The 14121-nt window shown below is 65.2% G+C and carries 7 protein-coding genes; 2 read left to right on the top strand and 5 right to left on the bottom strand.

Features of this window, described 5'->3' with window-relative positions; translation table 11 throughout:
• The first annotated feature begins 51 nt into the window (after window positions 1–51).
• Together THIMADRAFT_RS03395 and THIMADRAFT_RS25380 are read left to right on the top strand one after the other, a co-directional pair.
• A complete protein-coding gene (locus THIMADRAFT_RS03395) occupies window positions 52–1794 on the top strand; it encodes a glycosyltransferase (protein WP_007191562.1) in 1743 nt (580 codons plus the stop codon).
• Between the two features lie 24 nt (window positions 1795–1818).
• Window positions 1819–2439, top strand: coding sequence for a NeuD/PglB/VioB family sugar acetyltransferase (locus THIMADRAFT_RS25380; RefSeq protein WP_007191561.1), 621 nt, complete (start codon window positions 1819–1821; stop codon window positions 2437–2439).
• Window positions 2440–2803: 364 nt separating this feature from the next.
• On the opposite strand, the gene mdoH is transcribed toward THIMADRAFT_RS25380, so the two are convergent.
• The 5 genes from mdoH to THIMADRAFT_RS03365 all read right to left on the bottom strand — a co-directional run bounded on the left by mdoH (window position 2804) and on the right by THIMADRAFT_RS03365 (window position 14103).
• Entirely contained in the window at window positions 2804–4915 is a 2112-nt protein-coding gene (mdoH, locus tag THIMADRAFT_RS03390) for a glucans biosynthesis glucosyltransferase MdoH (RefSeq protein ID WP_007191560.1), read from the bottom strand.
• Entirely contained in the window at window positions 4912–5520 is a 609-nt protein-coding gene (locus THIMADRAFT_RS03385; RefSeq protein ID WP_007191559.1) for a hypothetical protein, read from the bottom strand. Before THIMADRAFT_RS03385 ends, mdoH begins: the two co-directional genes overlap by 4 nt.
• Window positions 5505–7070: a glucan biosynthesis protein gene (locus THIMADRAFT_RS03380; protein ID WP_007191558.1), complete on the bottom strand. Its 1566-nt coding sequence runs from the start codon at window positions 7068–7070 to the stop codon at window positions 5505–5507. Before THIMADRAFT_RS03380 ends, THIMADRAFT_RS03385 begins: the two co-directional genes overlap by 16 nt.
• 404 nt (window positions 7071–7474) lie before the next feature.
• Window positions 7475–10930: a GH36-type glycosyl hydrolase domain-containing protein gene (locus THIMADRAFT_RS03370; RefSeq protein ID WP_007191557.1), complete on the bottom strand. Its 3456-nt coding sequence runs from the start codon at window positions 10928–10930 to the stop codon at window positions 7475–7477.
• A gap of 53 nt (window positions 10931–10983) precedes the next feature.
• A complete protein-coding gene (locus THIMADRAFT_RS03365; RefSeq protein ID WP_007191556.1) occupies window positions 10984–14103 on the bottom strand; it encodes a discoidin domain-containing protein in 3120 nt (1039 codons plus the stop codon).
• Between the last annotated feature and the right edge of the window lie 18 nt (window positions 14104–14121).

The following is a 14121-nucleotide window of genomic DNA, read 5'->3' as shown; positions in this document are numbered from 1 at the left end:
AGCAAGACCTCAGCAACAGCTCACGACCAGTGTCACTGACGCGGATCGCCAATGCGGGCAGGCGTCTTAGTGTCGCTTGATTCCGGCGATCGTAAAGTGGCGATCGGGGCTGCCCCAACCGCTCCTGCCGTAAACGGTGGCGGCAACGATTACATTTCTGAACGTGATTCTGAAGCGTCAGTGAAGCACTACGGTATCTATCTGGCTTATCCGCCTGCTGTCGACATCCGCGCACAGGGTTTAGGACGTTATTTGGCCGCGTTCCTAAAGGCAGCGCACCGGTGCGACAACGTTCGCTTCGTTGTGCTTTGCCCGAGCTGGTCACGCGAGGCTATACTCAAACTATTTGAAGACGAGCGCGTCGATATCGAAGAGACTTATATCGTCTCTCCGGATGCACAGTACGTCGCACTGCGCTTATATGACAAATTGAAATCGCTACGCGATCGTACGTATCGAATGACATTCTTGGGCAGACTGCTTGCCAGTGCGAAGTCGATGGGCGCAGAGCATATCCGATGGATCGAGACGACGCTGGTACAGACGAAGCGAATCTGGGTATTTTCCGGCGTAGCGATCTATTGGGTTTTACTAGCGGCGCTTGCGGCTGCACCGCTACTAGTCTATGTGCTCATAAAGGAGTTTACTCTCTTTTTAAAGGTGCCGTCTCGACAAATACAGCAGCGCCCTCCGATCTCGGCGCTCGCCGATAGATTGCGAGGGGTATGGCAGCGCCCGGAGGGCGACTCGTTCGTGTACCGTCTGTACCGCCGGATGGAGCAAAGCGAGGTAGATGAGCTAGTCCGTATTGCGAACAGTCTATCGCATGTTTCGGCCTGGTACTGCCCGACAGCGTTCTGGCCTTCGTTTAACCGCATCGATGCACCGCGACTTCTGTGTGTGCCAGACGTTGTGATCTCGGACTTTCCTGTGGCTTTCGCGGAGATCGGGGGCGAGCGCACCATGGAGACCTTCGAAGACATCTGCGAAACGATTGACGGAGCCGATCGCATCGTGACCTACAGCGATCACGTGAAGTGGAGCACCCTTGTTACGCAGTTCCATGTGTCGGATAAGACCGTTCGAACGATTAAGCATGCACCGAATGGGTTGGCTCACTGTATAGACGTCAAGGGTTTTCCGGACAGTCGAGCTGCGTCCAAGAATTATTGCGAAAGCCTTTTCGGCGCCGCGCTCAGGCGATCCGTTTTTGCTGAGCCGGCAGGATTCGAGAATACGGGGGCACGCTTCCTGTTCTATGCGAGCCAGTTTCGCCCAAACAAGAATGTACTGACCTTATTGCGGTCGTATGAGCATTTACTGCGTCAGCGATTTGTGCAGCACAAGCTAGTATTGACGGGTGACCCATGGTCACTGCCGGAAATCGCTCAGTTCATCCTAGAACGCCGGCTTCAGCACGACGTGCTGTGCCTTAAAGGGCTGAATGTTTCTGAGTTAGCCGCGTGTTATCGGCTCGCCGACCTCTCGATCTGTCCCAGTCTTAGCGAGGGCGGATGTCCATTCACCTTCACCGAAGCTTTGTCAGTGGGAACACCCGTGTTAATGTCCCGAATCCCCGTTGCGTTGGAGGTGTTGGACGATGCTCCGTTGCGGGAGACAATGTTTTTTGATCCCTATGACTGGCGGGACATGGTTCGTGTCATCGAGTGGGGACTTCTCAATCGGGAGGAATTGCTCAGACTGCAACGTCCGGTGTTCAAGCGCCTGTCGCAGCGAACGTGGAACGATGTCGTCGCCGAGCACATCGACGAGCTTGACGCACTCTGCTCGTGATCAGGCACGACCTTAAGTGATTTCATGGCAGTGAAGAAGGGGTTGATCGTACTCGGTTTCGGCGGCCATGCCCGTTCAGTTGCCGACGTCGCGCTTTCATCGGGCTATGATCGGTTCGTGTTCGTTGATAAGAATGCGCGTGTCGGCGAGACATTTCTCGATTTCGTAGTTCAAAAGGCCTGGCCGGAGACCATCGGTGCTGGATGGAGCTGTCTGCCGGCGTCAGGCGTTGGCATTGAGCGCGAGGCGCAGATGGAGGCGGTGGCGCGCCGAGGTTGGGCCGTCGCGACCCTGATCGCGCAAACTGCCACGATCGGCGTCGGTGCAGAGATCGGAGCCGGCACCTTTGTCGCCCATCATGCTCATGTGGGACCGATGGCACGCGTAGGGAGAGCATGCATTATAAATACCGGATGCTCAGTCGAGCACGAAAGTGTTGTAGGCGAATTCACGCATATTTCAGTGAATACGACAATTGCGGGTCGGAGTAAGGTCGGAAAGCACTGCTTCATAGGTGCCGGGGCAACAATTATCGACGGTATCGAGGTAACCGACGAGGTGGTTGTTGGCGCTGGGTCCGTGGTGGTAAAACCCATCTCTTCGCCAGGTACTTTTGTCGGCTGCCCTGCCCGGATGATTGGTTAAAAGGCCTCAATCGGGTGTTTCGTTCGGTAAAAGCGGAGGGCGTTTCGCAAGGTACGCTTAACATGCACTCGGGTCCTTGGAAAGGCGAACCGCTTGGCGGATAGTTAGGTCTGAATGAGTTTCGCGTATACGCGGCGTGGCGCCGGACGATCCTCCGGGAACAGCGCCACGCGAATAGGCGAAGCCGGGCTGACTTTATTCATTAAGCCTTTGCCGGAGACTTTCACACTAACTGATGCAGGATAGACGGTAGCGCTCAGCGAGTTCTGGCCGGAGCATAGCAAGCGATGTGACAGCCGCAAGCTCGCCACCGAAGGCGAGAGTCTAGACAAGTCAGATGTTATGAAAGTTGACAGAGATCGCCTCAGCTCGGCTGCGGGGATGGCGCGTTAACGGCAGCCTGACCCGCCGGCGCCGACCAAAGCAGCAAATGCAGCTCTTCGAGCCCGTCGCGATGCGAGAGGAGGACCCGCTTTTCAGCGGCACTCAGACTGTCCGGTCCCTCGTCCTGGAGTTGAAAGATCAGACCCTCGAGATAATGCCTGCGTCGCCGGTTGGGGATCTCTTCCGGCAGGAGTGAGGCATGGAGCGCATAGGCGCAGGGATCGATGACGGCGCGATACCAGAGATCGCCGGCGATCTCCTCCGAGCCGCGTTCATCCGAACCCGTGTCTGCCGAGCAGAGGGCGCTTCCGGTGTTCCTCATCTGCTCGGTCAGCAGCTCGAGCACACGCGGCGGCTTGTGCTCCTCGGGTGTCAGGAAGAGTCCGAGCGTCCTCGCCCGCTCTCCGGGCCAGACCCGACTGGTCGCCATCGAGACCGGGATCGCAAGCAGGAGTCCGGCCAAGACAGGCGTGAACCACCAGAAAAACGCCGGGACGTAGAAGTAGGTCAACAGCCCTGCCCCGACCGCCAACAGGGTTTGGCCGCCATGGGCGCCGAGCGCCTCCCTCAGCCCGGTCCCGTGATCGCCGCGTTGCTGGGGCGGCCAGCCGACGACCTTGCGAAGCAGGATCGAGGCCACGAACTTGCTTTGAAAGAGCATGAGCACCGGGGCATAGAGGACCGACAGTAGACTCTCCAGCAGGACGCTGAGCGCGGCGCGCGCCAGGCCGCCGTAGGCTGCGCCCAGGCGCGGACGCACGGCGAGAAGAACCAGGGCGAACAGCTTCGGCAGAAAGAGCATGGCCAGCGTCACCCAGAGGACCGTGGCCATCTCGACTACGTAAGACACGGGCCAGATCGGCAGGAGATAGTCGCCGAAGAAATACACCGGCACATCCAGGCTGTTCAGGTACGCCTGCACGCCCGTGAGCAGCAGAAACAGAAGCCACAACGGCGAGGCCATGTAGGACATGACGCCCATCGCCAGATGGACCCGATTCAAGGGCCTGAAACCGCCTGCGAAGACGAGACGCGCGTGCTGGAGGTTGCCCTGACACCAGCGGCGGTCGCGTTTGGCATAGTCGATCAGGGTCGGGGGGATCTCTTCGTAGCTCCCGCCCAGATCGTCGGCGAGCCAAACCTTCCAGCCGGCGCGCCGCAGGAGCGCGGCCTCCACGAAATCATGGCTCAGGATCTCGCCGCCGAACGGCTCGCGCCCCGGCAGCTCGGGCAAACCGCAATGGGCCGCGAACGCCTCGACCCGGATGATGGCGTTGTGACCCCAGTAGTTGCTCGTATCGCCCTGCCAATAGCTCAGCCCGGCGACGAAGATTCGCCCGTAGAGGCTGCTGGCGAACTGCAGGACACGCGCGAAGAGCGAGACCCGGTTGACCGGGACCGGAGGGACCTGGATCAGCGCGACGTCCGGATTGCGCTCCATGCGCGCAACCATCTCAACGAGGGTCTCGCCCGACATGAGACTGTCCGCGTCGAGCACGATCATGTAGCGATAGCGCCCGCCCCATTGGCGGCAAAAATCGGCCAGGTTGCCGCTCTTGCGGCTCGTGTTCTCCACACGGTTGCGATAGAAGACGCGCTCGGGCAGGCCTGCCTCGACGGCCCATTTTCGCCATTGCAGCTCCTCCTCGACCCAAATGTCCGGGTCGCGCGTGTCGCTGAGGACGAAGATATCGAAACCCTCGGCCTGTCCGGTCTCCTGCAGCGATCGGTCGATCGCACGCAAGCCGGCGAAGACCCGCTCGGGATCCTCGTTGTAGACAGGCATGACAAGGGCCGTTTTGAAAGCCGCGCCGGGCGTCGCCCCGACAGAGCGCGCGCTCGGCGGCGGCGCCTCCACACGGACCAGCAATCGGATAAAGCCAATGGCAGCGGTCCAGAACGATGCACTGATCCAGAGGATCAAGATCGCGTAGAGCAGCAACAGCGCGAACTCCAGCGGGGTGATGCCGCCCTCTTGGAAGACGCCGCTGAGCAGGCTCATGGCACCGAAGGTGGTCAGCAACACGAGGGAAAAGAAGATGATCCGACGATAGGCGGGGTCGGCACGCACTTGCGAGGAGACGCCCGTCATACGGATCGTCCGCGATTCGCTTGCCGACGCTGAACAGAGCCGGGAATCGATCCGGAACGCGCCCAGCGCAGCCGGCGTGCAAGCCGTCGGAAGAGACGATAACAGCAGGGATCGATGCGCTGCGTCACCATGGAAAGAGGCGCTAGATCCGGGACGGGCGCAAGACTGCCGGCACGGATGCGCTCGCCGATCGGCCGATTGCCGGATTGATCACCGTGTTGGGGCGTGCGTCCCGACCAGACGCCGACCCAGCCGGGAACCGCGCCGCTTAGAACCACGGCGCGGGCCACGCCCCGCATCGGCCCCGGGACGTCCGAACCGAGCTCGGTGGCCAACCACTCATCGAGCAGATCGGATGCCTCCTCGATACCCGTTTCCACGGCGCTTGCGACGAGGTTTGTCTCGACCCGATGCTCGAATCGGTCGCGGATTCTCGCCATCAAGAGCTCCGAATCACGCCGGTCGCGAACCCCGAGCGCCCGCAGATAACGGGCGACACGTGGCGCAGCCTGCCCCCAGTCGGCGGGCGATGCGGCCACCGGCTCGCCGCCGTCGAATGGCGTATGCAATGCGTCGGCGATCTGCGCACTCACTGCGGGATCCATTCAAAGCTCCAGGTCTCCGACAGCACATCGCTCCCGTCATAGAGGAAGCCCCGCAGCTCCGCGGTTCGACCGCGCTCGGGTGTCAGCTCGAAGAAGAGGCGCCAGCCTCCGGTCTCCGGATTGTGCTGTGCAATCGGGGGCGACAGCTCGCCCGAGGAGGTGGTCACGGTCGCCATGACCGGGGTATCCGGGGGCAGCTCCGACAAGGTCTCGCCGACGAAATCCACGACGAACTTGCGTCGATCCGAATCCAGCTGGTCCGTGCCGGCAGCGCCGATGCGCGTCGCCAAGGTGCGGCCTCCGGTCAGGCGCGCCTCGGGATCGGCCGCATAACTCAGACGATAGGCAAACTCCATCTCGTCGCCGGCTTCGACGCGACGCTCCGGTGTCCAGAAGGCGACGATATTGTCGTAGCGCTCCGATGTGCTCGGGATCTCGACCAGCTCGACCACACCTTTGCCCCACTCGCCCATGGGCTCGACCTGCGCGCTCGGGCGGTTGTGGTAGTGGGCCTCGAGGTCCTGATAGTGGGCGAAGTCGCGGTCGCGCTGCAGCAGACCGAACATCCGCGGGTTCTCGACCTGGAAGGTACTGATGCGCAGACCGAGCGGATTGGTCAAGGGGCGCCAGATGCGCTCGCCCGTTCCGGTCTCGATAATGAGTCCGTCCGAGTCGTGCACCTCGGGGCGGAAGTCATCCATGAACCGCTCGGTGAGCTCGCCGTGCATGAACATGCTGGTCAAGGGCGCAATGCCGACCTTCTCGACCGGGTCCCGGAAATAGAGATGATTCTTAACATCCATGGTCGTCTCGAGCCCGGGCTTGATCACGAACCGAAAGGCGCCTGCGACGCTCGGGCTGTCCATGAGTGCATAGACCGTGATCTCGACGGCGTCCTCGGCCGGCTTTTCGATCCAGAACTCGCGAAACAGCGGAAACTCCTCGCGGGTCGACAGACCGGTGTCGATCGCGAGACCACGCGTGGTGATCCCGTAATTCAGATTCTGGGCCACCGCGCGGAAATAGCTCGCACCGAGGAAAACCGCGACCTCGTCGAAGAGATCGTCGCGATTGATCGGGTAGAGCAAACGCAGGCCCGCGAATCCCAAGTCGTGCGGGATCTGCTCGGGGACGGAATTCTTGCCGTAATCGAACAGCTCGGTCGAAAACTCGACCGGTGTGACCTCATCCCCGTCGATCAGATTGATGGTTACCCGGTCCTGGAACATGAATCCGCGATGAAAGAACTGGACCTGAAACGGCAGCCCGTCGCCGCGCCAAAGAGAGTGATCCGGTCGAAAACGGATATCGCGAAACCCGTCGTAGTCGAGCGATGCAAAGGCATCGGGAAGCTCGGGCGCATCCCTTTGATAGGGCTCCTGCGCCAACTCGGCGGCGCGGCGCACGACACTTGCAAAGGTGAAGGCACCGGGCACGCCGGCATCCTCCGGCGCGGCGGCGGGCTGGGAGAAGGTCTCTCCCGCCAGCGCCATCGTAAAAGCAACGAGCAGGCCGACGGAGATGCGTTTGATGTCGCGTGATCGATTCATAGTCGGAAGCGCCAGGTTGTCCAGTAAGAGATGCCGGTCGGAGAGCGTTTTAGTCTCGTGAATGGCGGAAGCGTCGGTGTCGGGTGCGGCGCCCGTGAGATCCGGACAACCGCCATCGCGAGGCTCGGTATTCGGCCGCGCCCTTGCATCGGAATCGTCGAGGAGGGATTCGGATCGATCGCCGCGGACTCGCCGTCGACGCACGGCCGCCGCGGCGCCGACCGATCGGCCGGCCCGCGGTAAGCACCGCGAAGGTGAGGATGACGCTGGCGTGCGACGCGATATCGATCCGGAGCAAGGGACTCGGGCTCCTTCTCCACCGCCGTCAATCAGGTCAATATACCTACACATCTTAAGTGAGCAGCAGGTCTACGTGAAGCCCCCGAGAGCGGTCGCAACACGGGTCAGGCCGCGAAATCATCGCCCTCGGTGACTCGCCGACCCAGCTCGATCTCGATCCGATAGAGCCGCGCAGGGACCGGCAGGACGATCCGCGCCGTTCCCGCCGAGAGCGCCGCGTCCTGCCCGTCCAAACGGGCGACGACGACCTCGGTGCCTCCATGCGGATTCCCGACCCGGATGTCGCAACGCGTCGCCCCGTCGGGGAGGCGGTAGAGGATCCGAAATCCGGGCCAATCGCTCGGGATGCAGGGCCGGATCAGCAGCGTGCGCCCCGCCTCGACACGCAGCCCGAGCACCGACTCGAGCGCCGCCCGATAGAGCCAGCCGGCGGAGCCGGTATACCAGCTCCAGCCGCCGCGCCCGACATGCGGGTCCACGCCGTAGATGTCGGCCGCCACCACGTAGGGCTCGAGCCCGTAGTTGGCCAACCGCTCGGGCGTGCTCGTGTGCCAGACCGGCGTGAGGCGTTCGAGCAACGGGGCCGCGCGCGCGTTGTGACCGAGCTCGGCAAACGCCATCACGGCCCAGCAAGCCGCGTGGGTGTACTGGCCGCCGTTCTCGCGCACGCCTGCCACGTAGCCCTTGATGTACCCCGGATCCTGCGGCGTGTCGACAAAGGGCGGCGCGAGCAGGCGGATGAGACCTCGGTCCTCGTCGATCAGCTCGGAGTGCACCGCGGCCATCGCCTGCTCGGCACGGCTGCGATCGACCGCGCCCGAGAGCACGGACCAGGCCTGCACGAGCGCATCGATCCGACATTCGCTGTCGGTGTGCGAGCCGAGCGGAAGGCCGTCGTCGTCGTAAGCGCGGCGATACCAGGCCCCGTCCCAGCCGGCGTCTTCGAGTGCCGGGATGAGTGCGTCGCGATAGGCCGCGTAGGCGGCGACGCGCGCGGCGTCTCCACGCCGTTCGCAGATGGGCAGCACATCGGCGAGGATGCGATACAGGAAGAAGCCCATCCAGACGCTCTCCCCGCGCCCGAGACGCCCGACGCGATTCATCCCGTCGTTCCAATCACCCGTCCCCATCAGCGGCAGACCGTGTGCGCCGCGCGCGAGCGAACGGTCGATCGCCCGACAGCAATGCGCGTAGAGGTCGGCCGACTCGCCGCTGTCTTCGGGCCGAAGGTAGACCTCGTCCTCGCCCGGCGCGAGCAGCGGCGCCTTCAGAAACGGGACGGACTCGTCCAGGATCGCCATGTCGCCGGTCGCGCGGATGTAGTCGGCCGTCACGAAGGGCAGCCAGAGCAGATCGTCCGAGAAACGGGTGCGCAGACCACGCTCCAGAGGGGCGGGATGCCACCAGTGCAGCACGTCGCCCTCGGTGAATTGATGAGCGGCGTGCAGCAGGATCTGGGCGCGGGTCAGATCCGGGCGCAGGCCGACCAGGGCCGAGGCGTCCTGCAGCTGGTCGCGATAGCCGAAGGCGCCGCCGGACTGATAAAAGGCCGAGCGCGCCCATTGGCGGCAGGCCAGGTTCTGGTAGGTCAGCCAGCCGTTGAGCATAAGATCGATCGCCGGGCTCGGGGTCTCGACCCGGAGTGCGTCGGTCAGGTCGGTCCAGAACCCCGTCACCTCGGCGAGGGCCTCGGCGACCGCATTCGCACGGCGATAGCGTGCGAGCAGGGCATCCAGCTCCGCCTCGTCGAGACACTCCCCGAGCAGGAAGACGCATTCCGCCGTCTCGCCGGGGGCAAGCCGGATCCTCGACTGCTGCGCGAAGCAGGCGTCCAGGCCAGGGCCGTCGGCATCGCGGAGATCGGCGCCGGAGACGACCACGGCCGGGGAGACGAGGTCGCGATGACGGCCGATAAATTCAGCGCGATCGCAGCCGAAGCCGACCGGCTCGACCCGACCGCGCGTGACCAGGGTCGCGGCGAAGACGATCGCACCGGCGAAGTCGCCCGCAGCCGGATTCACTGCGCGCAGGATGTCGCGCTTCGGATCGAATGCGGTCTCGATCGCGCCGGGGGTGCTCGGCTGACTGCCCAAGACCAGATGCTGATACGCGAAGGTCGAGAGCGTGCGCGGGTGCGTCCCGCGATGGGTCAGGCGCATGCGCAGGATACGGACCGGGTCACGACGCGGCACGAAGAGCGTGACCTCTTGCTCCAGGTCCTTGTAATCGGAGCGAAACGCGGAATAGCCGAAACCGTGGCGAACCTCGTAGGCCACCGGCGCCGGGCGCGGACCCGGCAGGGGCGACCAGACTTCACAGTCCCGCGCAACCGCTTCCGAATCACCCTCGGTCTCGTCGCGCAGATAGAGTGCCTCGCCGTGCGGATCGCCGACGGGGTCATTGAACCAAGGGGTCAGTCGATTGGCCTGGCTGTTGCGGCACCAGGTGTAGCCCGCGCCCGTCTCGCTGACCAGGAACCCGGCACGCTCGTTCGCGACCACGTTGATCCAAGGCTGAGGCGGACGGAGCAGCGCGCTCCGGTGCCAAGGCAGGCGGATCACATAGACACGACCATCCGACGAGAATCCACCGTGTCCGTTGAAGCATCGCAGGGCTGCCCCGTCCCGGTCGATCGCATCCGTGTCGGCGCATGGCGGCGCCGTCGTCGTCGCGGACTCCGGAGGCTGCGACAACCGCCCCGCCGGGGACCGGGCGTCGCGTCCGTTTCGAAAGGGTTGGATCAGATCCAAGGCCGCCTCGCGCCCCTCCGCCACCCCGGTCAGGAAGAGGATCTCGTCTTCCCCCTCGGGTGCGAGCTCGACGACGACGCGCAAGGCGAGGATCGGATCCAGGACACTGCCGAGCGCACCGGACAGGGACTCCGTGCCGATCAAGGCCGCCGGGGCATGCGGGCTGCCGCCGCGTCCGAGGAAGCGTCGACGATCGGTCTCCCATTCGATCGGCTGCGCGCCCGCAACGGCGTGGACCAGCCAGGGCCATCGCTCCTCGGCGGCACGCGGCCGGCGTCGGGCCAAGAGTGCGCCGGAGTCGGTGTCGCGATCGGTTTGGACGAACAGCTTGCTGAAGGCCGGATGGGCGGCGTCCGCGTTCGGGTCGTTCAGCACGACCTCCAGATAGCTGGTCACCTCGATGCGCCGCGCACGCGCGGATCGATTGCGCAGGCTCAGACGGCGACACTCCAGATCGGACGCGGCCTCGACGCCGAGGCTCAGACGGGTCAGCAGCTCCTCGGTCTCGCGTTCGAGCTCGACGCGTGCCTCGGAACCCTCGCCGATCGCGCGACAGCGGTAGAGCGTCGCCGGGACGCGGGTCGGCTGATAGCCCGCAGACCAAAAACGCCCGGTCTCCAGATCGCGCAGATAGAGGACCGAGCCCAGATCGTCGATCACGGGATCCGTCCGTCCGCGGGTCAGGCCGATCCAGTCCAATGAGGACGCACCGCTGCCGACCTCCGAAAACGACACCGCATAGCGCCCGTTCGTGAGCCGATACTCGACGGGGGGCGCGACCTGCGGTCGGTTGTAGCGATCAGTGTCCATCGTGAGGGTCCGTGATAGGCGTGACAAAAAAACCCGGCAGCCGGAGACTCGGCTCAGGTCACGACGACGCGCGCCGGCAAGGCCCGGATCACCAGCTCGGTCGCCGTGACCTCGTCCGCCGGCTCGCCGTTCACGCAGATCGACCGCGACGCGAGATCGAGCGGCGGGGCGAAGCGGATCCCGCCCGGCGGGATCCGGTCGAGTCCGGAGAGACTCAGCTCGAAGGCATCCCCCGCCCCGCGCCCGAGATGAAGATCCAGGTGGCCGTCCCGGGTCGGCAGACCGGTCACGCTCACCGGGCCCTCATCCAGCCACTCACGCGGAATCCCCGCACAGACCACGAGCGAGCAGTCCGCCTCGCGCTCGTAGGCGAACAGATCGCGGAAGACCAGGACATACTCGGCACTGATCCAGGCATGGGGCAGATCGCCCTGATGGCCGGGCGCGCGCGGATCCCGCCAGATGATCTCGGGCCACTGATGCCAGGCCGGCGGGCGCAGATCGGCAAGGAGGACACGCAGAACCTCATGGGCCTCGCGACGGCGCCCGAGCCGGACGAGGGCTCCGACCACGCGGACCTCGTAGGGGCTGTAGTTGGTCCAGTCCACGCCTTGATCGTGCATGGCGCGAAAGCGATCCAGCAGCGCCTCGAAGGTGCGCTGCAAGGCCGCCTCGGGCAGATGATGGCCCTCGTCGATCAGGGTCAGGGCCACCGCGATGGCGGTCGGATCGGGGTCGGCCCATTCCACCGAGCCGGGGATGAAGTCGATCCCGCGCTCGGACATGGTCAGCGCGATCGAGGCGTAGAGCGTGCTGCGAAAATCCTCGCAGAGCGCGGTCAGACGCGCATGCTCGGCATCCTCGCCGAGGATCTCGGCGAGCCAGGCGGCATCCTTGAGCCCGCGCACCGCCCAGAGATCGTCCCAGTAGGCGTGCACCGGCTGGGCGAGATAGCCCTCGTGGCTCACCGACTCGGGCAGAAGACCGAAACAGGCCCGACGCTCGGGCGTGCGCTCCGCATCGGTCAACCGACTGGCGCGCAGCTGCTCCAGATAGGCCACCGCGCGACACACGGCAGGCCAGAGATCCGCCGCGAGCTGCCGATCGCCGGTGAAACGCACCGGCTCGGCGACGGCGAAGATGAATTCGCCGAGACTGTCGTGCTCGGGCAGCCAATCCGGGCCGGTGTGATCGACGCAGCAGGGCACCTCGCCGGCCTCGGTCTGAAACCCTGCGTACCAGCGAATAAAGTCGGCCGACTCGGTCCGGCAGCCCATGCGCAGCACCGCGGCGGACATGACCGCGCCGTCGCGGATCCAGGAGCGGGTGTAGCGACGCGGCCCGGGCTGGAAGGCGGGACCGTCGCGGTTGACCAGGATGTGGGCCAGCGCCGTCTTGGCGGTCGACGCGAGGATGCGGGCCGAGGGCGGCAGCGTGAAGGCAACGGCGCCGAGCCGCTGCGACCAGTCGCGCACCGCCTCGGCGAATCCTGCGTCCGCATCGAGCCAGCGCCCGAGACGCAGCGCCTCCACGTCCGACCCCGCACAGTCTCGGGCGAACGGGATCGCGATCACGACCTCCTCGACCCCGCCGGGCGGGAGCACCCGATCGAACCGCAGCGCACCCGAGGCGAAGCCGAGCGGGTCGTCCGCCGTTTGGTCCGGCGGGAGCCGGCCGAGGGCGAGCCGATCGATGATCGCACCCTGATCGAAGGTCGCCGTGCCGAAGCCGCTCGGCGCGCTCAGCGGGATCAGAACCTCCGCGTCGTTCACCCGCACCCGACCGTCGCGATAATCAAGCCGATGGATCGGACTCACGCCGCCGATGTCGGCATAGCCCTGCCACGGCGGCGAGATCTGGAAGGGGCGCACCGCGACGAAGAGTGTGGCCGCAACCGGGGTGTCTCGTCGATTCTCCAGACGATACCGTGCATAGAGCACCCGCTGCCCAAGAGCACCGGCCGCATAGGCGATGGTTGCGAGGACCAGACCGGCCCCCGCCCCGCTCACCGAGGGGATCGGCAGCTCGCCCTGCTCCAGAGACGGTATCGGCGCCAGCTCGGCCCAGCCGAGCAAATCGTCGTCGATGAACAGGAAGGGCTCGAGCGTCCAGCCGGCGCCCCGGCCCGCGGCGGGACCGACCTCGATCGAGCCGTCCTCGTTGAGCAGGGCCGGAATCCCCCCGTCGGGGACATCCACCGCCGTCCAGTAGGTCTGCTCGCGATAGAGCCAACGCGGATAGCGCCCGCGCGGCGCGCGCGCGGCGACATGATGGAAGAGCTCGTCGGCGGAGCGCGAAAAGGCATCGGGCTGAAGCTCGATCGATCCGAGCGCCGGATAGGTGCCGTCGGGCCCCGGATCGAGCGCAAGGCGCAGATAGCGCGAGGACGCGTTCGGCAGGCCGACGAAGCTACAGGCGCCACCGGCACGCGTGGCGGTGTAGATCAGGCGCCACTGCTCCCGGTCGTTCGATGCCTGCACGCGGAAGGCGCGCGCGCAAGCCGGGGCGTACGCGGGGTCGCTCCAGTGCAGGATCAATCCGCCGTACTCGCATTCGCGGCCGAAATCCAACGTGAGCCATGCCTCCCCGCAACCGCTGCCGGCACGCCAGTCGCTCTCGGATCCGGTGTCGAGGACGGCCAGCGGCGGATGTCCAGGCAGGGCAGCCGATGCCTCGATCTCGGGAGGCCAGGGCGGCGTGCGGTCCTCCATGCGAAGGTCGGCGACGCACAGATGGCCTCGCCCGCCGGAGCCTGCGACGATCGCGATCTCGATCGCACCGATCTCGCGCGCGACACCGCCGCCGGCCGGCCCCCAGGCGAAGTCGATCAGGCGGCTCGGGATCTCGAGAACATGCCAGTCGCCGTCGAGTACGGGCATCTCCTGCTGGTAGCGCCAGACGTTGGTCCCGCCCGGATCGACGAGCTTCAGCTCGAACCGATTGGGCGGCATCGCGCCGCACAGGGCGAGCCGAAGACAGTAGGCCGGCGGCAGCGTCAGCGTCACGGGACGGCGGGCGACGACGAAGCCGCCACCGCCGTGGAAGTCGAAGTCGAGCCGCAGCGCCGATGCGTCGGGACCGGTATCGCACTGCAGCCGGAGCTGCGCCCGTCCCGAGGCGTAGGCCTGCCAGCGCGAGGGGTCGACAAAGTCTTCCGGTATCTCGGTCCTCATGGGCTGCGGATCCCGCGG

Origin of the sequence: Thiocapsa marina 5811 (assembly GCF_000223985.1) — a bacterium.
Classification (GTDB): Bacteria; Pseudomonadota; Gammaproteobacteria; order Chromatiales; family Chromatiaceae; genus Thiocapsa; species Thiocapsa marina.
Note: the sequence above shows the minus strand (reverse complement) of the source record. Positions and strands in the feature narration are given on the sequence as shown.

Bases quoted from the DNA above. Each gene is read 5' to 3' on its own strand.
- THIMADRAFT_RS03395 (WP_007191562.1), top strand. From the start codon at position 52: ATGCGGGCAGGCGTCTTAGTGTCGCTTGATTCCGGCGATCGTAAAGTG.
- THIMADRAFT_RS25380 (WP_007191561.1), top strand. From the start codon at position 1,819: ATGGCAGTGAAGAAGGGGTTGATCGTACTCGGTTTCGGCGGCCATGCC.
- mdoH (WP_007191560.1), bottom strand. From the start codon at position 4,915: ATGACGGGCGTCTCCTCGCAAGTGCGTGCCGACCCCGCCTATCGTCGG.
- THIMADRAFT_RS03385 (WP_007191559.1), bottom strand. From the start codon at position 5,520: ATGGATCCCGCAGTGAGTGCGCAGATCGCCGACGCATTGCATACGCCA.
- THIMADRAFT_RS03380 (WP_007191558.1), bottom strand. From the start codon at position 7,070: ATGAATCGATCACGCGACATCAAACGCATCTCCGTCGGCCTGCTCGTT.
- THIMADRAFT_RS03370 (WP_007191557.1), bottom strand. From the start codon at position 10,930: ATGGACACTGATCGCTACAACCGACCGCAGGTCGCGCCCCCCGTCGAG.
- THIMADRAFT_RS03365 (WP_007191556.1), bottom strand. From the start codon at position 14,103: ATGAGGACCGAGATACCGGAAGACTTTGTCGACCCCTCGCGCTGGCAG.